The organism is Loktanella agnita, assembly GCF_046640325.1.
Lineage (GTDB): Bacteria > Pseudomonadota > Alphaproteobacteria > Rhodobacterales > Rhodobacteraceae > Yoonia > Yoonia agnita.
Genome location: NZ_JBJMBF010000002.1, coordinates 187,892 through 207,671, shown reverse-complemented (window position 1 = coordinate 207,671; position 19,780 = coordinate 187,892). Strand labels below are relative to the sequence as shown.

Sequence of the window (19,780 nt, the reverse complement as noted above, 5' to 3'; positions counted from 1 at the left end):
CAGGGTTTCCGGACTGGACCGACGCAAAAGGCGATGCTTTGCTGTAAGGCAGGGGGATTTTATAATGATGAATTTTGCAATCGAAGACGCGGCGAAATTGGCCGAGGCAAGCTATACCGCCAACCGGATCACCTCACCACGCGTGATACGGTCCTGCCCACATGCGGATGTGCAGGCGCATGTGCTTGAAGGGGATATTCTGCTCTTGCCCGGATCAAACTCTATCCGGGACTATCTGCGCTTTAACCTGCGGATATTGCGGCTGGGGCACCGCAGATTAAAGATGAGCGATGACAACTCCGAAAAGGGCGCATCCGGCACCACCTGGCATCAGGGTTTTCTAGCCTATTCGTCGGTCGTGTTTGATTGGCTGAAAGATATAGGCGTCACCCCAAACTACGTCATCGGGCATTCGCTTGGGGCGGCAGCGACGCAAATCTTGTCGAAAAGCTATGGGGTTCCGGGTCTTGGCTTTGCGGCACCCCGCACGAAATTCGTCAACGGGCCCGTCCGGCACCACAAGAAATGCCTGCTGATCAACCGGTTTGACGATATCGTCCCCAAGGTGCCTTCGGCCTTTCATCACTTGGGAAGCGTCCGCAACCTTGCTGTGAACCCAAAACGCAACTTCCCGGCGCATAAGATGAAACACTACCGCGAGATTGTGGATATTGGGCAGCAAAACGGCGCGCTGCCCAGTCATTGGGCAGGCGCGCCGGACTATAGCGTTTGACGAAATACCTGAACCACCTAACGCGTTGAAATCTATGATTTCAGGCAGCGTTAGGTGGTTCAGCTTTTTCGCATAACGCTTTAGTCTAATTGGTATCGACCACACAACGGCGAACACCGTTCTCAATGGTGCAACCGGCATGCGCATCGCGCAGGCCTGGGGTCTCATCGGCGACCACAGCATCAGATGATCCATCCGGCATGGCCACCATCGGCAACTGCTGGATCAGCGAAACCAGCTCGGGCGCGATTTCGCGCGTGCCATCTAGATATTCGGTTAGATCAGCCTGTGCTGCACCCGGTTTTGACATGGTTGCCAAAACATGCGCCTCGTGGTCCGTCCACTCCCTGTCGCCATTTGCCAGCACCGCCGCATGGTAGCGCGCCGCATTATCGGCAGAGCCATCATCCAGAACGTCAAGCAAGGCCGGGGGCATGTCCGCGACCTTGGGATAGGCCGCATGCATCGCCTCCCATGTCTCAATCTCGCCAGCGCGGATTTTTTCCAACACCTCTTGCCAAGGGGCCTCAAACGTTGCGTTGCTGGCCAGCAACTGGGCCGCACGATAGGCCACGGTCGGACGGGGCGGCTGCTCTGACAGCGGCATCGGGTCCCGTGTAAACACGCCCGCAGCCTCATTGATGTCTGCGCTCGGTGTGTCAATGCGACTGTTGATATCAAGCACATCAAGGCGGCTGAGCACCCCAACCACGCCCGCATCACCGGTATTGGTCAGCACGATGATCTTCACCGCCTGCGCCTCACGGAAATTCCCAACCGACGCAAGAAAATGGCGATAATTCACAGGGTTTGTGGTGTCTTGGCCTGGAACGCTCTCTTCGCGCGGCTGCTCGACAAAGGGAACACCATAGACAGTGGCAATGACCGTCCGCGGCGCGGGGGGCTCGTCCACCGGAGGCGGCGCACCGCCAAAGCGTTCAGCCATCGTTTTCTTACGCGGCGTATGGGGGACAAAGCGCATGCTGAGCGCGATCAGATCATCACCGCGCTGGAACGTCGTCGCCATCGCATGGTCCTGCCCCTTCGCAGTAGTGGCAAAATGGCGCAGCAAATCCTGCGTTGTATGTCCGGCCGGGGCCTCAGGATCAAACGGCGTACTGGTAATCGCCTCACCGTCGGCGGTCTGATAGGGGCGCTGCTGCCACCCTGAGGCAGGTGTCACGCTCACCGAAGACAGGCTCGTCACTGACATATAGTTGTCGAGCCCGGTTTTAAATGCCAACAAAGCGCTACCCATAAACAGAACCAGCACAATTCCAAGTATCGGGAACAATATTCGCGGCACGTCATAATCCTCTCAAGATCGGTGATATCCGTAAACTAAGGGCGTGCAATCAGCGCGCAACACTTCCATTTGGTTCGCGTGAATCCGGCGGGATTCCACGCATCACAACATGCTGGGGACGACCAAATCAGGCGGGCGATGGCCGTCTTCAAACGTTTTGATATTAACGATGACCTTCTCCCCCATCTCGATCCGGCCTTCGACGGTGGCTGATCCCATATGCGGCAGCAGAATTGCGTTGGGCAATTCCTTCAGGCGCGGGTTGATCAGATGGCCGCGCTCGAACACATCCAGACCCGCCCCGGCGATTTCACCCGCGCGCAGCATCCGGGTCAGAGCATTTTCATCAATTACCTCACCACGGGATGTATTCACGATCACCGCATCCGGTTTCATTAGCTTCAACCGGCGGGCATTCAGCAGATGAAAGGTGGACGGCGTATGCGGACAATTGATTGACAACACATCAACGCGCGCCACCATCTGATCCAGACTTTCCCAATAGGTCGCGCCTAATTCCTCTTCGATTTCGGGACGCAAGCGCTTGCGGTTGTGATAATGCACTTCCATGCCAAAAGCGCGGGCGCGACGGGCGACAGCCTGCCCGATCCGACCCATGCCCAAAATGCCCAAACGACGGCCTTTGATGCGCCCGCCCATCATCGCCGTGGGGGACCACCCCTGCCAGTCGCTCGACTGGGCCAGCCGCAGCCCCTCGGCCAAACGGCGGGTCACACCCAAGATCAGCGCCATCACCATATCGGCGGTATCTTCGGTCACCACGCCCGGCGTGTTCGACACAAGAATGCCCCGCTGGCGGGCCGTCGCTACATCAATATTATCGACACCGGCCCCGAAATTCGCGATCAATTTCAGTTGCTCCCCGGCGCGGGCCAGCAGTTTGGCGTCAAGATGATCGGTGATCGACGGGACCAAGACGTCGGCGCTGGCCATAGCATCGGCCAGTTCATCCGTGGTCATCCGGCTGTCATCGTCACGCAAAGTTACGTTGAACAGCTCCTTCATCCGCGCCTCTACCGGGTCGGGCAACCGTCGCGTCACGACAACACTCAATCGCTTACCTCGCATAGAAGCCCTCCCGCGGCTTTTCAAATCATTGCTCCCGTGGCAGGTTGCGCCAAAGGGACGCGCAGCACAAGAACCGCGCGCCTGATTTGAGCAGTAAGGGCACAATAAGATGCATGTTCTGGTGCAATGGTTTCGCACGACGCGGCTTCTGGCCTGCGTTATTCTTCTGGCCGCAACCGTGACGCAGGCACAGCAGGCTCCGACGCTGGGTCCCGAAACCCATTTGCCGCTGCCGCGCTATGTCTCTCTCAAAGCGTCAGAGGCGAACGTTCGTCGCGGCCCGTCACTGTCCCACCGGATTGATTGGGTATTCCAGCGGCGCAACATGCCATTGCAGGTGATTGCCGAATACGGACACTGGCGGCGGGTCATTGATCGCGACGGACAAGGTGGCTGGATTCACTATACAATGCTATCCGGCGCCCGTACCGTGCTGGTCGAAGGACAAAACACACCCCTACGGATCCGCCCCGAAGATGATGCACTGGAAAACGCCGTACTGGAACCCGGCGTCATCGCACGGCTGGGTGACTGTAATACCGAATGGTGCCAACTGACCGCAGGCGGCTACCGGGGCTGGGCACCAAAATCGGTGCTCTGGGGGGTCGCGGCGGGCGAAATCCGAGAATGATTTTCAACAAAACAGACCCGCCATAGCCGGACAATCACATCATGCGATGAACCCAAACGCAGGTCCCTGATATGCCCACTCTCACTTTTGACTACCGCCCAGCACTGACCAACGCGCTACTGCTGCTGCTCGTGTCTGCGCTCTTCACGGTTGGGCTAGTGTGGCTTGCCCTCGGCAATACCTCACGTATCGATATCTTAGGTTTCGTGCTGTCCGTGCAAGCCAGCACCGCATTTTTCTGGTTCGGCGCGGCGTTTTTTGGCTTGGGCATACCGGCCAGCCTGAAAATGGCCGGGGACAGCATCGGCAAACCCCGGCAGGTGATGCTGAGCGACACCGAAATCACAGCGCCCAAGGGCGGCTTCTTCAAAGTCACCAAGGTAATCGCCTTCCGCGATGTCACCGCCTGCCGTGTCGTGACTGTTCAGCGCAATACCTTTCTGGAAATTAAAGGGGCTCAGCAAAAGCTCACCATCCCAAAATCCTATATCCGGCCCGCCGCTCAGTTTGACGCGCTCGCCGCTGCGGTGGAAAAGCGGATCACAGCCGCACGCATCAACGGCTGATCACATCTGTTGGCGGACCAACAGGACTGCGGTACACACGAACAAGATCAACGCGACAACGGAAACCCCGCCATGGCGCAGCAAAACGACACCCGCCTGAACCTCTCTGCCGGAATACTCTCGGTCGGGGTGGCGCTGACGCTGGTGCTGCTGAAACTCTGGGCCTATGCGCAGACCGGATCGCTTGCTGTCGCGGCCAGCTTGGCAGACAGCGCATTGGACCTGATGATGTCGCTGGGCGGGCTGATTGCCATCGCCTATGCCGCCAAACCCGCAGATGACGATCACCAGTTCGGGCACAGCTCGGCCGAGGATTTGGCCGCACTTGGCCAATCCATTTTCATCCTCATTTCCGCCGGGATCATCGCCACTGCGGCCATCACCCGACTGCTAAGCGGCAGCGCCGCCCTGCCCGAGCGCGAAGGTCTGGGGATCAGTATCATCGGCATTTCCATCGCGATCACGCTGGGGCTTGTGTTCTGGCAGCGGCATGTGGCGGCCAAGACCGGCAGCAAGGTCGTGCAAGCCGACAGCCTGCATTACCTCGGCGATCTGATCCCCAATGTGGGCGCGATCCTCGCGCTTTGGGCCTCTGCGAAATTCGGGCTGCACCAGATCGACAGCATCGTGGCGCTTGGGGCCGGGGCGCTATTGGCCCTCGGCGCGCTCCGCATTGGCAAAAACGCGTGGGACGCACTGATGGACAGGCAGGCGGACCCAGAAATGATCGCGGGGATCGAAGCCATCGCAAGCCGCTTTGACGGGGTGCATGGGTTTCACGATCTCAAAACGCGGGTCGCGGGCAGCAAGGTCTTTGTGAACCTGCATATTGAACTCGACGGGAACCAAACACTGGATCAGGCACACGCCATCGGCGCGGCACTGCGCCGGAGCATCATCGCCGCATATCCGCGCGCTGACGTGTTGATCCACAAAGACCCGGTCGGCGTGGAACGACACCCCGACGATCTGCGGTAAGGTGGGCTTCAGCCCACCACCCGTTAAGAAATCATCAAAGCACCCGCGCGGTCGGGTCCGACGCTTGTCCGATCATTGTCCGACGCAAAATCACCACGCCAAATCAAGCGGCCTGATCCAGCCCACGCCCTTTCAGCAGCGCCTCTACCCCCGGCAAACGGCCCCGAAACGCGGTATAAAGTGCAGCCGCATCCACTGATCCCCCAGACGACAAAACAGTCTCTTCCAGACGTTTCGCAATCTCCGGGGCAAACGGATCATCTGCCTCATCAAAGGCGGCAAAAGCATCCGCATCCATAACCTCTGACCACATGTAGCTATAATACCCGCTGGAATAGCCATCCCCCGCAAAAACATGGGCAAAATGCGGGGTGGCGTGGCGCATGCGAATGGCATGCGGCATCCCGATTTCCTCAAGAATTTCAGCCTGTTTCTGCATTGGGTCCGCCGGGGCAGGCCCGTTGTGAAACTCCAGATCAACAAGGGCAGAGGCGATATATTCCACCGTCTGAAACCCCATATCATAGGTCGTCGCAGCCAGCATCCGATCCAGCAAATCCTGCGGCATCGGCTTGCCTGTCTCCGCATGGGTCGCGAACTCTGCCAACACTTCGGGGACCTCCAGCCAATGCTCATAAAGCTGGCTGGGCAGTTCTACGAAATCACGGGCAACGGACGTGCCGCTAATGCTTTCGTAAGTCACATCTGACAGCATCTGATGCAGCGCGTGACCGAACTCGTGAAACAAGGTGCGCGCATCATCATAAGACAGCAAAGCGGGCTTTCCCGCCTCAGGTTTGGCAAAATTGCACACATTCAAAACCAACGGGCGCGTGTCACCAGACAGCTTTTTCTGCGACCGCATCGCCGTGCACCACGCACCGGATCGCTTTGATCCACGGGCGAAATAATCACCCATGAAAACAGCCACATGCACCCCATCGCGGGTCACATCCCACAGGCGGACATCAGGATGATACACCGGCCCTTCAATTCCCTTGAATTCCAGCCCGAACAAGCGGTTAGCACAGGCAAAAGCGGCCTCAATCATCCTGTCCAACTGCAAATACGGCTTCAGCGCGGCCTCATCCAGATCGTGCAATTCCTTCCGGCGCTTTTCCGAATAGAACCGCCAATCCCAAGGTTCCAGCGGGCCATCCCAACCGTCCTGATGCAACATGCGTTCCAGCACTTTCGCATCCGCCTCTGCCGCAGCTTTTGCAGGCTGCCAGACCTGCATCAGCAAATCGCGCACCGCAGCAGGGGTCTTGGCCATTTCCGTTTCCAGCTTGAAATCAGCAAATGTATCGTAGCCCAACAGCGTCGCGCGCTGTTCGCGCAGTTGCAGCGTTTCCATAGCAATCGCACGGTTATCCGTCTGCCCGCCATTCGCTCCGCGCGCCACCCAGGCCTCATAGGCTTTCTGGCGCAAATCACGCCGCTCGGAAAATTGCAGGAACGGCACGATCAATGACCGGGACAGCGTCACAACAGGGCCACCCGCATCCTTGTCCACGCCAGCCCCACGGGCAGTGGCAACAACGAAATCCGGAAGACCAATCAGATCATCCGGGCCAAGGGGCATGAACCATTCGCGCTCATCTGCCAACAGATTCTGCGTGAATTCCGTGCCCAATACCGACAGCCGTGATTTCACTTCGCGCAGGGCTTCGGCATCAGCACCTTCCAATTGCGCGCCAGAGCGGACAAAGCTCCGGCGGGTCAGCATCAGCACGCGCTGCTGCTCATCGGTCAGGTCCAGGCTATCACGCTGGTTCCAGATCGCCTCAATCCGCGCAAAAAGTTCTTTATTTTCTGATACTTCCGAACTGTATGCGCTCAGCTTTGGTGCAAATTCGCGCTGCAACGCTTGGCGCGCATCATTACTATCGGCGCCTGCCATGCCGTAGAAAGCACCCAAAACACGGCCCAGCGTTGCATCCGCCAGTTCCAGCGCTTCAATAGTGTTTTCAAATGTCGGCGACTCTTCATTCCCGGCAATCGCGGCAATATTCGCCCGTGCTTCGGTCAGTGCCGCATCAACGGCAGGGCTGTAGTCATCATCCGATATCTCGGAAAACGGCGGCAATTCAAACGGGGTGGTCCAATCGGATAAGAGCGGGTTTGTCATCACAAATCTCCTTTTCCGATAACCTATGTGGCGTAGCCGGGACTTGCCAGTAACCTGATGGTCATTTTATCGAAATACCACGCTCAGCGGGTTCGCATGCGTTTTTCAAACCGGCGCAGGGCCAATGACAGGCTGATCGTCATCGTCAAATAAACCAGCGCCACGACATTATAGGTCTCAAAATACCGAAAATTCCCCGCCGCCGTGACCTTGCCCAATTGGGTCACATCGGTGACGCCCAACACAGAGACCAGCGACGAATCCTTCAGCATCGCGACGAAATCATTTCCCAACGGTGGCAGGATCGTCCGCAGCGCCTGCGGAAAAACGATGAACCGAAACCGCTGCCATCGGCTCAACCCCAGCGCCTCTGCCGCTTCGATCTGGCCTGTGTCAACTGATTGCAAACCGGCGCGAAATACCTCTGCCAGAAAGGATGAATAGGCTAGCGTCAACGCGATCACAGCCCGCCACAAAAGTGAAAAATCACGGGCGCGTACCGGGTCAACACCAATCACCTCTGCCACCCAATTCCAGCCTACTACCAGCGCCGGTGCCAGCACAAAGGCCACGTATAACAACAGCACGATGATCGGCACGCCGCGCATGATTTCCACATAAAACCGGGCCATCTGGCGCAGCACCATCGAGCGCGACAGCGCGGCCAATGCCAGCATCAACCCCAGCACACATGCCATCGCATAAGAAATCAGCGTCACATAAATCGTGATCCAGATCCCCCGGCGTAAGACATTGAGAACGCGCGCATAGTCATCGACCGTCAATACCTGCCAAAACAGGTAGAGCCCGATCGCGACAATCGCCACCAGCCACCACGGGAAATCTTTGTCATCAGGGGACGTCGGGATCATCTGGGCGCACCGCAGTCCCGGACCTGATCCGGGACCTCCAACAAACAAGTGTGAGGCCCCGGATCAAGTCCGGGGCAGCGTCGCGTTATTCACCAAGTTTGTATTCAAGAAACCACTTGGTGTTCAGCGCCTCAAGCGTGCCATCCGCCGCCATATCGGCAATCACCGCGTTGACGGGCGCAACCAGCTCAGACCCTTTCGGGAAGATAAAGCCAAAATCTTCAGTCCCCAGCTTTTCACCGACAATTTTCAGTGCACCGTCAGATGCATCCACATAACCAGCACCAGCAGTCCCATCCGTCAACACCAGGTCCACATCGCCCACGCGCAGTGCTTGCACGGTTGCTCCAAAGGTTTCCATCAGCTTGATCCGCGGGTTCGCCTCATCCCCGTCGAGCACATCGTATACGCCCACATAAAACGGCGTCGTGCCCGGTTGCGCCGCCATTAGCAGATCATCATTAGCCGCAAAACCGGCAGCATCAGCAAAGCGGTCTTCATCACCACGCACCAGCATCACCATTTCCGAAGTCATATATGTATCCGAAAAATCAACCACTTCGGCGCGGTCTTCGCGGATGGTGATCCCTGTCATGCCAATGTCATACTGACCTTCGGACACCGCCGGAATCATCGCGTCCCAACTGATATTTTCATAGCTGACGGTCGCATTCAGCCGATCCGCAATCTCTGCCATCGCATCATATTCCCAGCCCACAGCATTACCATTGCCATCAATGAATTGCAGCGGCGGATAGGCGTTTTCTGCGACAACCACGATCTCGCGGCCTTCCAGATCAGGCAGGTGGCCCTCGGCCACAGCAGTGGTGGCCAGCATCGTGGCGGCCAGAGCGGTCAGAATTTTCATGTCAGTCTCCCCATATCAATGCCACGATGCACTATGGGCTTCAGCCCTGTGCTGACAAGCCCCGTCCTGCGCAAACCGGACAATCCACGCGCGGTTTGACAGCAATTATCCGTGTCTGGGCATAAAGCGCATCGTAAATTAGCATCCGCCCGGCCAGCGTATCGCCCGCGCCGGTGATCTGCTTCAGCGCCTCAACCGCCATCATTGCGCCAATCACGCCGGGCAACGGGCCAATCACCCCGGCCTCTGCGCAGCTGGGGACCAGCGACGGGTCGGGCGCGTTGGGGAAGACGCAAGCATAGCAGGGCGTTCCCCGGGCCGGATCGTAGTGGCTGATCTGCCCTTCCCATTGGGTCAGCGCGGCCGCGATCAACGGCTTTTTCAACGCGACTGCCGTGCGGTTCACAAGATAGCGCGTGTCGAAATTATCTGTCCCATCAAGGATCAGATCATAATCCGCAAGAAGATCAGCCGCGATATCGTCATCCAAGCGGCGCTGATAGGGGTGCACGGTAACAAAGGGATTTTGCGCTTTCATCGCCTCGGCCGCCGATTGCACCTTGGGCATCCCGATCATGCGGTCGGTGTGAATGACCTGCCGCTGCAGATTGGCATTTTCCACCACATCATCATCAATCACCCCGATGGTGCCCACACCCGCCGCCGCCAGATATTGCAGCGCAGGCGCGCCCAGCCCCCCGGCCCCGATAACCAGCACCTTGGCGTCACGCAGCGCTTTCTGCCCCGGGCCGCCCAACTCGCGCAGCATGATGTGACGGGCATAGCGGTTCAGTTCCGTGTCGGAAAACGTGCCAGAGCTGGCCTTGGGCGCTTCCTTTTCAACCACCCGCGCTCGCAGGCGGCGCAATATCATGCGATACCCCCAGACGATCAGCCCGAAAGCGATAAGAAGCCCCCAAAGCCGCGCATCCCCGCCCATCGCGCGCCGCAGCGAATGCCCGTCTGGCAGCACCAGATGCACGAGCATGACACCCGCCAACAGCACCGCCACCATCGTCCACCGCGCACGCGCGGGCGCGCCCATCGCGATGCCGATCCCCCACAGGACGGCGGCCATCGCACCGACCATAATCATAGCCCGGTTGACCCGAAACCGCCCGCGCCGCGCGATGTGGCATCCAGCAGCACAGCCGCAGTGAACCGCGCCCGCACTACCGGCGCGACAACCATCTGAGCGATGCGCATGCCGTGGGTCACGGTGAACAGCGCCTCCCCGTGATTGATCAGAATCACCGCGACCGGACCACGATAATCCCAGTCGATCGTACCGGGTGCATTCACCATCCCAATTCCGTGATTCAGCGCAAGACCAGAGCGTGGCCTGATCTGCACTTCAAACCCTTCGGGGATCGCCATGCGCAGCCCGGTCGGGATCAGCTTGCGCGCACCGGGCGGCAGCTCTATCGCGCGCTGGTCGGGCAGGTTCGCACGCAGGTCAGCCCCCGCCGCGCCGGGCGTTTCATAGCGGGGCAAGCCAAACGCCTCATCCGCGCCTTCGACCCATTGAAACAGGATTTCGGCACTCACAAGAGCACCTCTGCAATCCGCTGGGCCAAGCGTTGCGCCACCGCATCCTTGCCCATACGCGGCCAAGCCTCTGCCCCATCGTCACTGATCAGGGTCACCGCATTTTCAGTACCGCCCATGATCCCCGTCGCGGGGGACACATCATTGGCCACGATCCAGTCACAGCCTTTGCGGGCGCGTTTCGCCGTCGCATGTGCAATCACATCATCCGTTTCAGCAGCAAAGCCCACCACCAGCTTCGGGCGGCCCTGCTTCATCTGCGATACGGTGGCAAGAATATCAGGGTTCTCTGCAAATTCCAGTTGCGGCAGCCCGCTGCCATCTTTCTTGATCTTGCTGTCGCCTGCATTTGTCACATGCCAATCGGCCACAGCCGCCGCAAAGACGGCAGCGTCAGCCGCCGGGGCGGCCTGCACGGCTTGCAACATCTCGCGCGCTGTTTGGACGGGGATGACACGTACATTCTGCGGGGCGGGCACATCTGCGGGGCCGGTGACAAAGCTCACCTCTGCGCCCAGCGCAGCCAGTGCGGTGGCAATCGCGCTTCCCTGCGCGCCAGAGGAACGATTGGCGATATAGCGCACCGGATCAATCGGTTCATGGGTCGGGCCAGAAGTCACAAGGATATGCTTGCCCTTCAACGGACCATCCGACAGGGCCGCATCAATGGCGGCAATGATTTCAGGTACTTCCGCCATGCGGCCTGGCCCATATTCGCCACAGGCCATATCGCCGTCGGTTGGGCCAACGGTCAAAATACCATCGCCATGCAAGATCGCCAGATTGCGTTGCGTTGCGGGATGTTCCCACATGCGCACATTCATCGCAGGCGCGATCAGGACAGGTTTATCGGTGGCCATCAAAAGGGTCGACGCCAGATCATCCGCGTGACCACCCGCCATTTTCGCCATCAGATCAGCGGTCGCTGGGACCACCACAACCAAATCAGCAGCGCGGGACAGTTCGATGTGGCCCATTTCGGCCTCGTCAGTCAGGTCAAACAGGTCCTGATAGACCTTGGCCGCAGACAGGGCCGACAGGCTCAGCGGGGTGACAAATTCAGTGCCTGCGCGGGTCAGCACCGGTGTCACGCGCACGCCGCGTTCGCGCAGACGGCGGACCAGATCCAGCGCCTTAAATGCGGCGATTCCGCCGCCCACGATCAAGAGAATATGTTTGTCAGCCAGCATCTGCTGTCTCCGGTAACTTGTCGTCCGACACTAGGTCAGAACGGGCCGGAAAGACAATGTCGCAGGTTCACGCGAAAAACGCATGAACCTCACTGCTTTGGGCTTCGAGATTCTTGCGCATCTTACCAAATGCGGCCGCTTCCAACTGGCGCACACGCTCTTTCGACAGGCCAAGCTCTGTCCCAAGGCTTTCCAGTGTACGCGGATCATCCCGCAGCTTGCGTTCGCGCACAATAAATTGCTCGCGGTCATTGAGCGCGGATAGGGCCGTCTGCAACCAATGGCGCAGGGTGTCATTGTCGTGGTTGATTTCAACGGTTTCAGCAGCCTGCGGTCCGTCATCCTCCAGCGCGTCGATCCACTCGCGCCCTTCATCCTCGGCCGATTGTGTCGCGTTGAGCGAAAAGTCAGATCCGGACAAGCGACCTTCCATCATCTCAACATCATGCAAGGGAACGCCGACTTCGATGGCGATCAGCTCTCGCAGTTCGTGCCGGTCAATTTCGCGCCCTTCGGCAGAGGCTTCACGCTCTAACCGCGCCTGTACGCGGCGCATGTTGAAAAACAGGGATTTCTGCGAAGACGTGGACCCGGTGCGCACCATCGACCAGTTGCGCATCACGTAGTCCTGAATAGAGGCCTTGATCCACCAGACCGCATAGGTCGAAAAACGCACGCCGCGATCAGGATCGAACTTATCGGCGGCTTTCATCAAACCAACCGATGCTTCCTGGATCAAGTCATTCATCGGGGCGCCGTAACGCTTGAATTTAGACGCCATCGAAATCGCCAGCCGCATGTAAGCGGTGATCAATCGGTGCAGCGCATTCACATCACGTTCGTCGCGCCACGCATAGGCAAGCGCCAGTTCCGTGTCTGCGTCCAACAGCTCTGCTTTCATTGCCGTCCGAGACAATGTTTGATCAGAAAAACCGGTGACACCCATGTTATTTCTCCCAACTGGCGCGCGAAGCGTTAACTTTTTTGTTCATATTAGATACGCAAGAACAAACGCCCCGGATCAAACAAGGTTGCATAGAAATGACATTACCAAGGCTGACATTGGTTTTGGGCGGCGCTGCTTCGGGCAAGTCGGCCTTTGCGGAAAGCCTTGTTTTACAAGGGAACCTAGCGCCAATTTATATCGCCACAGCCCAAGTTTATGACGATGAAATGGCCGCAAAGGTTTCGCGCCACCAAGGCCTGCGCGGCACCGAATGGACCACGATCGAGGAACCGCGCGCCGTTGCCGAACGGCTGGGACAGATCACCGCAAAGCAGGTGGTGCTGATTGATTGCGCCACGCTTTGGCTGACAAATATCATGCTGGGCAGGTTGGATATCGCTTGCGAAAGCGCGGGGCTGATTTCAGCACTATGCACCTGTCGTGGGCCGGTGGTGGTGGTCTCGAACGAGGTTGGACAAGGCATCGTGCCCGAAAACGCGCTGTCGCGCAGTTTCCGCAATGCGCAAGGCACGCTAAACCAATCCATCGCGACAGAGGCTGATCTGGTCGTCGCCGTCATGGCGGGGCTGCCACTGGTACTGAAGGGCGAATTACCGTGACGCAGCTTTGGCTGGTGCGGCACGGACCGACCCATGCCAAATCCATGGTCGGCTGGTCCGACCTGCCCGCCGATCTGTCGGACACGGTCGCCATCGCGCGGCTGCGGGATTACCTGCCCGACGCGCCAGTTGTGTCCTCTGACCTGCTGCGGGCGACCGCGACAGCCGATGTATTAAAGCGACCAACCCGCCTGCCGCATGACACCGCATTGCGCGAAATGAATTTTGGCGCGTGGGAGCTGCGCAGCTTTGCCGAGGTAGAGGCCGAAGCCCCCACCCACATCCGCGCCTTCTGGGAACAGCCCGGCCATATCGCCCCGCCGGATGGTGAAAGCTGGAACATGATTCGCGCCCGTGTGGACGATGCCATCGACCGCTATCTGCACCATGACAGCCTGATTGTCGTGGCGCATTTCGGCGTGATCCTGACACAGGTGCAGCGGGCGCTTGGGATCGGCGCATATGCGGCCTTCAGCCACCGGATCGACAATCTGTCGGTGACTGAACTCAACTATAGCGCAGGCCAATGGGAGGTCGGGCGAATAAATCACTGCCCTTGATGACGGCCATCAATTTATCGCGTTCGCTTTCTGGCGCGTCACACCCTAAGTTCAGTGACAAACGCCCCAGATCGCGGAAATCCTGATGACCTACACCCTTTATATCGGCCACCGTTCCTATTTTAGCTGGTCGCTATCGGCCAGCCTGCTGTTTGAGCGTTTCGCGATGGCGCATCTGGTGAACACGGTGATTTTGCGGCCAGAAACCGAAAATGGTGTGGGTCCATTGATGACCGACCTCGCCCCCGCCCGAACATTGCCCACGATGATCACCCCCGAGGGTGCGGTTTTGAATGACAGCCTCGCGATCTGTGAAGAGCTCGCCAGCCGCCACCCTGATGCCGGGTTCTGGCCTGATACGCCACTGGCGCGGGGGACCGCACGCGCCTTGGCGGCAGAGATGCATTCAAGCTTTGGCGCGCTCCGCGGCGCATGGCCATTCAACCTTCGCCACGCTTTTCAACCGGTTACACCTGATGCCGCGGTCACGGCGGAGCTTGACCGGCTGGAACAGCTTTGGACCCATGCCCGCGCGGTCACCACACCCGATGGACCTTGGCTATGTGGTGATTATTCCATCGTTGACGCCATCTTTGCGCCAATGGCCGTGCGACTAGCCAATTACGGCTTCGATACGCGGCCCACAACCAAAGCCTATGTGGCCGCCCATCTGGCCGACCCGGCCCTGCGCCGTATCCGGTCCAAGGGGATCGCTGCCGGACCGGCGTTGTCTGCATTCGAACACGATAGCCCGCAGCGCCCTTGGCCTGGCCCCGCACCAACCCCGGCCCATGCGATAGAAGGCGGCACAGCGGAAAATGATGCCTGCCCCTATTCCGGCGATCCAGTTACCCATCTGATGGAAACAAATGGCCGCGTCTTTGGCTTCTGCAATGCCTTTTGCAGGGACAAAACCGTGACCGACCCCGCAGCATGGCCGCAATTCATGGCCCTGCTTTAATCATTTGGTAACCGCGCACCCGCAAACGTTAACTACGTTTGGAAGGGGCAGTCATGGTCGCAAAGACCTACACGGTGGCATTTGAAGGGATCGACGCGCGCATGGTCGAGGTACAATGCGCGATCACGCCCGGCATTCCGGCCTTTTCCATTGTCGGATTGCCCGACAAGGCTGTATCGGAAGCCCGCGAACGGGTCCGCGCCGCGCTGACCGCGATGGCCATCGCCCTGCCCTCCAAACGAATCACGGTGAACATGTCCCCGGCGGACATGCCCAAGGAAGGATCGCATTTCGATCTGCCAATCGCACTGGCCTTGCTCGCCGCACTTGAAATCATCCCGCAAGAAGACGCCGAAGGCACGGTTGCACTGGGGGAGCTTTCGCTTGATGGAACGCTGGTGCCTGTCGTCGGCGCCCTGCCCGCTGCGATGGCTGCAGCGCATGAAGACCGGACATTGCTTTGCCCACAGGCCTGCGGGGCAGAGGCCGCATGGGTCGATGCGGCCAAAGTCATCGCCCCGCGCAGTCTGGCCGAAATGGTGCGCCACTACACCGGGCAATCAGTTCTGTCCCCGTCAACACCCGGCGAGGTGCATAGCGCGACCCACAGTAAAGACTTGTCCGAAGTGAAAGGGCAGGAACGGGCAAAACGCGCGCTGGAAATCGCAGCAGCCGGGCGGCATCATCTGTTTTTGGTCGGCTCTCCCGGATCGGGAAAATCCATGCTGGCGGCCCGCATTCCCGGCATCCTGCCGCCATTGACCCCGGCAGAAGCGCTTGAAACCTCTATGATCCAATCGCTGTGTGGTCTGCTGGACGAAGGGGGGATCAACCGCGAACGCCCGTTTTGCGAACCGCATCACACCGCATCAATGCCCGCTATCGTCGGCGGTGGACGCACGGCGAAACCGGGGCAGATCAGCTTAGCCCATAACGGGATGTTGTTCATGGATGAATTTCCTGAATTCGCCCGCACGGTGCTGGAAACCCTGCGCCAGCCGATCGAAACGGGCGAGGTCGTGGTCGCCCGCGCCAATGCCCATGTGCGCTATCCTTGCCGATTCATGCTGGTCGCCGCTGCTAACCCCTGCAAATGTGGGCATCTTTTCGACCCGGCCAAGGCCTGTGCACGGGTCCCGATCTGTGGTGAGGATTATCTGGGCCGCATTTCCGGCCCGCTGATGGACCGGTTCGACCTGCGGGTGGAGGTGCCACCCGTCGCCTTTACTGATCTGGACCTGCCCGAAGACAGCGAAAGTTCTGCCAGTGTCGCCGCAAGGGTTGCTGCCGCGCGGGACATTCAAACCGCGCGATTTCGGGACCGAGACGATCTGCGCGTGAATGCCGATGCTGAAGGGCATATATTAGAGGAGATCGCGACACCCGACAGCGAAGGCCGCGATCTGCTGATCAAAGTGGCCGAACGCTTTGGCCTTTCGGCACGGGGCTATCACCGGGTGCTGCGGGTGGCGCGGACGATTGCGGATCTGGAAGGATCAGACGCGGTCCGCAAACCGCATGTGGCCGAAGCGGTCAGCTATCGCTTGTCGCTGACGATTGAAGCCTGAACGAAATCTGCCATTTCCTGCAATGCCGCCCGCGCCTCTGGCACATAGCCATCGAACATCTGCCATACATGCGGTACCCCCTCCCAGATTTTCAGGGTCGCGACATCCCCCAAATGTGCGGCCATACGTTCCGCATCACTGCGCAGGGCTTCACCGCTGCCAACTTGGATCAGCACCGGCGGCGGCGCGGCGAACTGCGCAAAAAGCGGAGATGCGCGCGGGTCGTTGCGGGCGGCGTCATGCAAATAGCGGTCGACCGTTTCGGCCATGCGGGACACCGGCAGCACGGCCTCGGCATTTGCGGACAGGCTGTCGCCGCTCAGCGTCAGGTCCGTCCAAGGTGACATTGCGACGGCGGCGCAGGGCGTTTGCCCTGTCTGCGTCAGATGGGCCAGCAACGCGAGCATTAACCCACCGCCCGCACTATCCCCCGCCAGCACGATATCCTGTGGGTGATAGCCTTTGGCGATCAGCGCATCCCATGCGGCACGCGCATCATCAAACGCTGCCGGAAAGGGCGCATCCTGCATCAGCCGGTAATCCGGTGCGCAGATACGCAGCCCGGTCAGTTTCGAAATCCGTCCCAGAAACCCACCATAAGCGCGTCCGCTTCCGCAGAGATACGCGCCGCCGTGAATATAGAGCAGCACCTTGGTCGCATCGACCGGCCCGCAACTGATCCAGTTCAGGCGCAGGCCACCTGTTTTTTCAGTCAAATGAGTGACGAAAGGCGGACCCGGAAACAAAACCGGCCCGGCGATTTCAAACGCCAACGCCGCGTGTTCTGGCGAGCGCGACACCTGCAGGACAGGCCGCACAAGCGACCGCAGGCCCCGGTTCAGAAGGCTTAATCGCATGTCAGCCAGCGCGCCGCCCCTCGATTGCCTGCCAGATCTTTTCGGCGATATTCACATCGTCGAACCGCTCCAGTTCTTGGATGCCGGTGGGGGAGGTCACGTTGATCTCTGTCAGCCAATCGCCAATCACGTCGATGCCTACGAAAACCTGTCCCTTTTCGCGCAAAAGCGGCCCAATCCGGGCGCAGATTTCGCGGTCGCGCTCGGTCAGTTCCACTTTTTCAGGGCGTCCACCCACATGCATATTCGAGCGTGTTTCACCCGCCGCGGGAACACGATTGATCGCGCCAACAGGTTCCCCATCCACCAAAATCACCCGTTTGTCGCCCTTGGACACGGCAGGCAGGAATTTTTGCATGATCAGCGGTTCGCGATTGATGCCGGAGAAGAGTTCATGCAGCGAAGCAAGATTGCTGTCCGCATGCGCCAGCTTGAACACGCCCGCGCCGCCATTGCCGTAAAGCGGTTTGAGGATGACATCGCCATGCGCTTCGCGGAAGGCGCGCAGGGTCGCCAGATCGCGGGCGATCATTGTGGGCGGTGTGAGATCGGGAAATTGTAGGACCAGCAATTTTTCGGGGTAGTTGCGCACCCAAAACGGATCGTTCACCACCAATGTCTTGGGATGGATCATGTCCAAAATATGGGTGGTGGTGATGTAGCCCATGTCAAAGGGCGGATCCTGCCGGAGCCAGACAACGTCGAAATCAGCCAAATCGACATTGGCTTCTTCGCTCAGTGCGAAGTGATCCCCCTGGACCCGCTGCACGCTCAGCGGCCAGCCGCGCGCCATGACCTTGCCCTGATCATAGGAAAGCTTGTCAGGAGTGTAATAAAATAGCGTATGCCCACGCGCCTGCGCTTCTTCGGCGATGCGAAATGTGCTGTCAGCGTCGATGTCGATGGGTCCGATCGGATCCATCTGGAAAGCGATTTTCAACGACATGGACGACCTCACTTCTTGCGTATTGAAGTGATACATGGCCCAGGAACGGGCGGTATTCAATGGTCAGAGCAGAGCGTCGCGATGATAGGTCAGCCCCGCAGAGGAGATCAGACGGCGACCGACTGGGCCTGATACAGGGGTTCAAGCCTCGGCAAAGGCGTTTTCGATCACGCTGACGGCCCCCTGCGCATCGACCATCGCAAGATCGAACCGCACATCCGTTAGCTGTCCGCGCGGTTCTGTTGCCAGAAACTCTGACCCAGCGGCGATCAGACGGTCCATTTGGCGGCGCCCCAGTCGCGTGGCGGCTCGTGCAAAACTTTTGCTTTTCTTGACTTCGGTAAAAATAACCGTGTCGCCCTGACGCAGGATCAAATCAATCTCTCCGCCTTGGCCACGCCAACGGCGGGCCACTTCGCTATAGCCGCGCCCCGTGTAATCGGTTGCAACGATATCTTCGGCACGCAGGCCGGCGTGATAGCCGGTTGCGCCGCTCATGTGTCGTCATCCATATGCAGCGCTGTCTGATAGACCTGACGGCGTGGCAGGCCTAGCGCACCTGCAACAACCGTCGCAGCATCCTTGACCCGCATGGTTTTCATCGCTTCTTTCAACGCTGTCTCCACATCCAGTTCTGCCACGTCAGTCGCGCCGGCCCGACCGACCAAGATCACCAACTCGCCCTTGACCTTGCGATCTGCATATCCCGTGACGAGTTCACCCAGACTGCCGCGTGTCGTTTCTTCGAATTTTTTCGTCAGTTCGCGGCACACAACGGCCTGCCGATCCTGACCAAGGATATCGCGCAAATTGACTAATGTTTCCTGAACCCGTTTGGGGCTTTCATAAAAGACAAGCGTGAAAGGCACATCGCGCAAGGCTGCAATTTCCGTTTCGCGCTGCTGTTTGGCGGCAGACAGAAACCCGACAAAAGCAAAGCGGTCCGTCGGCAGTCCAGAAACCGTCAGTGCCGCCAGCACGGCAGACGCCCCCGGTGCCGCAGTCACAGGCAAATCCGCACTTATGACCGCCTTTCCCAGCTCGTACCCCGGATCGGCAACCAGCGGCGTGCCTGCCTCGGACACATAGGCCACGGATCGCCCTGCCCCGATGGCCGCGACCAGCCCGTTCACCGATCCTTCGCTGCTGTGATCGTGAAACGCCACGACTTTTCTGCCGTTCAGCGGGACACCGTGAATATCCATCAATTTGCGTGCGGTCCGGGTGTCCTCTGCCGCGATCAAATCCGCCGCAGCAAGGATATCCAATGCCCGCAAAGTGATATCGCGCGCCGAGCCGATGGGGGTCGCGACGAAGTATAATCCGGCAGAGAGTGGCTTGGCCTGAAAATTCATTACTGGACCCGCGTGCCCCCTGCTTTATGATAACCCTCAATCGGCGGCGGGGCAT

At 59.1% G+C, this 19,780-nt stretch carries 21 protein-coding genes; 8 read left to right on the top strand and 13 right to left on the bottom strand.

Annotated elements, in window-relative coordinates; all coding sequences use genetic code 11:
* The first annotated feature begins 64 nt into the window (after positions 1-64).
* Complete coding sequence (locus tag ACJ5NV_RS03070) at positions 65-733, top strand: alpha/beta hydrolase family protein (RefSeq protein ID WP_411642151.1); 669 nt, start codon at positions 65-67, stop codon at positions 731-733.
* An 85-nt stretch (positions 734-818) separates the two neighbouring features.
* On the opposite strand, the gene ACJ5NV_RS03065 is transcribed toward ACJ5NV_RS03070, so the two are convergent.
* Together ACJ5NV_RS03065 and ACJ5NV_RS03060 are read right to left on the bottom strand one after the other, a co-directional pair.
* Positions 819-1,979 (bottom strand): hypothetical protein, encoded by a 1,161-nt coding sequence (locus ACJ5NV_RS03065; RefSeq protein ID WP_411642150.1) that lies wholly within the window; start codon positions 1,977-1,979, stop codon positions 819-821.
* A gap of 162 nt (positions 1,980-2,141) precedes the next feature.
* Positions 2,142-3,128, bottom strand: a complete 987-nt coding sequence (locus ACJ5NV_RS03060) for a 2-hydroxyacid dehydrogenase (protein WP_411642149.1) — start codon at positions 3,126-3,128, stop codon at positions 2,142-2,144.
* A gap of 109 nt (positions 3,129-3,237) precedes the next feature.
* On the opposite strand from ACJ5NV_RS03060, the gene ACJ5NV_RS03055 reads away from it, so the two are divergent.
* The 3 genes from ACJ5NV_RS03055 to ACJ5NV_RS03045 all read left to right on the top strand — a co-directional run bounded on the left by ACJ5NV_RS03055 (position 3,238) and on the right by ACJ5NV_RS03045 (position 5,303).
* Positions 3,238-3,759: an SH3 domain-containing protein gene (locus tag ACJ5NV_RS03055; RefSeq protein ID WP_411642148.1), complete on the top strand. Its 522-nt coding sequence runs from the start codon at positions 3,238-3,240 to the stop codon at positions 3,757-3,759.
* 71 nt (positions 3,760-3,830) lie between these two features.
* Positions 3,831-4,325 (top strand): hypothetical protein, encoded by a 495-nt coding sequence (locus ACJ5NV_RS03050; protein ID WP_411642147.1) that lies wholly within the window; start codon positions 3,831-3,833, stop codon positions 4,323-4,325.
* A 72-nt stretch (positions 4,326-4,397) separates the two neighbouring features.
* Positions 4,398-5,303 carry a cation diffusion facilitator family transporter gene (locus tag ACJ5NV_RS03045; protein ID WP_411642146.1) on the top strand — a complete coding sequence of 302 codons (906 nt, stop codon included), beginning with the start codon at positions 4,398-4,400 and terminating at the stop codon, positions 5,301-5,303.
* A 103-nt stretch (positions 5,304-5,406) separates the two neighbouring features.
* Here ACJ5NV_RS03045 and ACJ5NV_RS03040 read toward each other — a convergent pair whose 3' ends face one another.
* The 7 genes from ACJ5NV_RS03040 to ACJ5NV_RS03010 form a co-directional block, all read right to left on the bottom strand.
* Entirely contained in the window at positions 5,407-7,434 is a 2,028-nt protein-coding gene (locus tag ACJ5NV_RS03040; RefSeq protein WP_411642145.1) for a M3 family metallopeptidase, read from the bottom strand.
* 83 nt (positions 7,435-7,517) lie between these two features.
* Complete coding sequence (locus tag ACJ5NV_RS03035) at positions 7,518-8,306, bottom strand: amino acid ABC transporter permease (protein ID WP_411642144.1); 789 nt, start codon at positions 8,304-8,306, stop codon at positions 7,518-7,520.
* Positions 8,307-8,391: 85 nt separating this feature from the next.
* Positions 8,392-9,174, bottom strand: a complete 783-nt coding sequence (locus tag ACJ5NV_RS03030) for a transporter substrate-binding domain-containing protein (RefSeq protein ID WP_411642143.1) — start codon at positions 9,172-9,174, stop codon at positions 8,392-8,394.
* A gap of 40 nt (positions 9,175-9,214) precedes the next feature.
* A complete protein-coding gene (locus tag ACJ5NV_RS03025) occupies positions 9,215-10,270 on the bottom strand; it encodes a HesA/MoeB/ThiF family protein (RefSeq protein WP_411642142.1) in 1,056 nt (351 codons plus the stop codon).
* Positions 10,267-10,722, bottom strand: coding sequence for a dUTP diphosphatase (gene dut / locus ACJ5NV_RS03020; RefSeq protein ID WP_411642141.1), 456 nt, complete (start codon positions 10,720-10,722; stop codon positions 10,267-10,269). The genes ACJ5NV_RS03025 and dut overlap by 4 nt, the downstream gene beginning before the upstream one ends.
* Entirely contained in the window at positions 10,719-11,912 is a 1,194-nt protein-coding gene (gene coaBC / locus ACJ5NV_RS03015; RefSeq protein ID WP_411642140.1) for a bifunctional phosphopantothenoylcysteine decarboxylase/phosphopantothenate--cysteine ligase CoaBC, read from the bottom strand. Before coaBC ends, dut begins: the two co-directional genes overlap by 4 nt.
* Before the next feature lie 67 nt (positions 11,913-11,979).
* Positions 11,980-12,858 (bottom strand): RNA polymerase factor sigma-32, encoded by an 879-nt coding sequence (locus tag ACJ5NV_RS03010; protein ID WP_411642139.1) that lies wholly within the window; start codon positions 12,856-12,858, stop codon positions 11,980-11,982.
* Between the two features lie 95 nt (positions 12,859-12,953).
* Here ACJ5NV_RS03010 and cobU point away from each other — a divergent pair, with 95 nt between their 5' ends.
* The 4 genes from cobU to ACJ5NV_RS02990 all read left to right on the top strand — a co-directional run bounded on the left by cobU (position 12,954) and on the right by ACJ5NV_RS02990 (position 16,567).
* Positions 12,954-13,478, top strand: a complete 525-nt coding sequence (gene cobU, locus ACJ5NV_RS03005) for a bifunctional adenosylcobinamide kinase/adenosylcobinamide-phosphate guanylyltransferase (protein ID WP_411642138.1) — start codon at positions 12,954-12,956, stop codon at positions 13,476-13,478.
* Positions 13,475-14,038 carry a histidine phosphatase family protein gene (locus tag ACJ5NV_RS03000; protein ID WP_411642137.1) on the top strand — a complete coding sequence of 188 codons (564 nt, stop codon included), beginning with the start codon at positions 13,475-13,477 and terminating at the stop codon, positions 14,036-14,038. Before cobU ends, ACJ5NV_RS03000 begins: the two co-directional genes overlap by 4 nt.
* 85 nt (positions 14,039-14,123) lie before the next feature.
* A complete protein-coding gene (locus ACJ5NV_RS02995; RefSeq protein WP_411642136.1) occupies positions 14,124-14,999 on the top strand; it encodes a glutathione S-transferase in 876 nt (291 codons plus the stop codon).
* 53 nt (positions 15,000-15,052) lie between these two features.
* Positions 15,053-16,567, top strand: coding sequence for a YifB family Mg chelatase-like AAA ATPase (locus tag ACJ5NV_RS02990; protein WP_411642135.1), 1,515 nt, complete (start codon positions 15,053-15,055; stop codon positions 16,565-16,567).
* Here ACJ5NV_RS02990 and ACJ5NV_RS02985 read toward each other — a convergent pair.
* The 4 genes from ACJ5NV_RS02985 to rsmI all read right to left on the bottom strand — a co-directional run bounded on the left by ACJ5NV_RS02985 (position 16,537) and on the right by rsmI (position 19,725).
* Positions 16,537-17,424, bottom strand: coding sequence for an alpha/beta hydrolase (locus ACJ5NV_RS02985; RefSeq protein WP_411642134.1), 888 nt, complete (start codon positions 17,422-17,424; stop codon positions 16,537-16,539). The genes ACJ5NV_RS02990 and ACJ5NV_RS02985 overlap by 31 nt on opposite strands.
* Position 17,425: 1 nt before the next feature.
* A complete protein-coding gene (gshB, locus tag ACJ5NV_RS02980; protein WP_411642133.1) occupies positions 17,426-18,370 on the bottom strand; it encodes a glutathione synthase in 945 nt (314 codons plus the stop codon).
* A 141-nt stretch (positions 18,371-18,511) separates the two neighbouring features.
* Positions 18,512-18,868: a YraN family protein gene (locus ACJ5NV_RS02975; protein WP_411642132.1), complete on the bottom strand. Its 357-nt coding sequence runs from the start codon at positions 18,866-18,868 to the stop codon at positions 18,512-18,514.
* Positions 18,865-19,725 (bottom strand): 16S rRNA (cytidine(1402)-2'-O)-methyltransferase, encoded by an 861-nt coding sequence (gene rsmI, locus ACJ5NV_RS02970; RefSeq protein ID WP_411642131.1) that lies wholly within the window; start codon positions 19,723-19,725, stop codon positions 18,865-18,867. Before rsmI ends, ACJ5NV_RS02975 begins: the two co-directional genes overlap by 4 nt.
* Positions 19,726-19,780 lie beyond the last annotated feature (55 nt).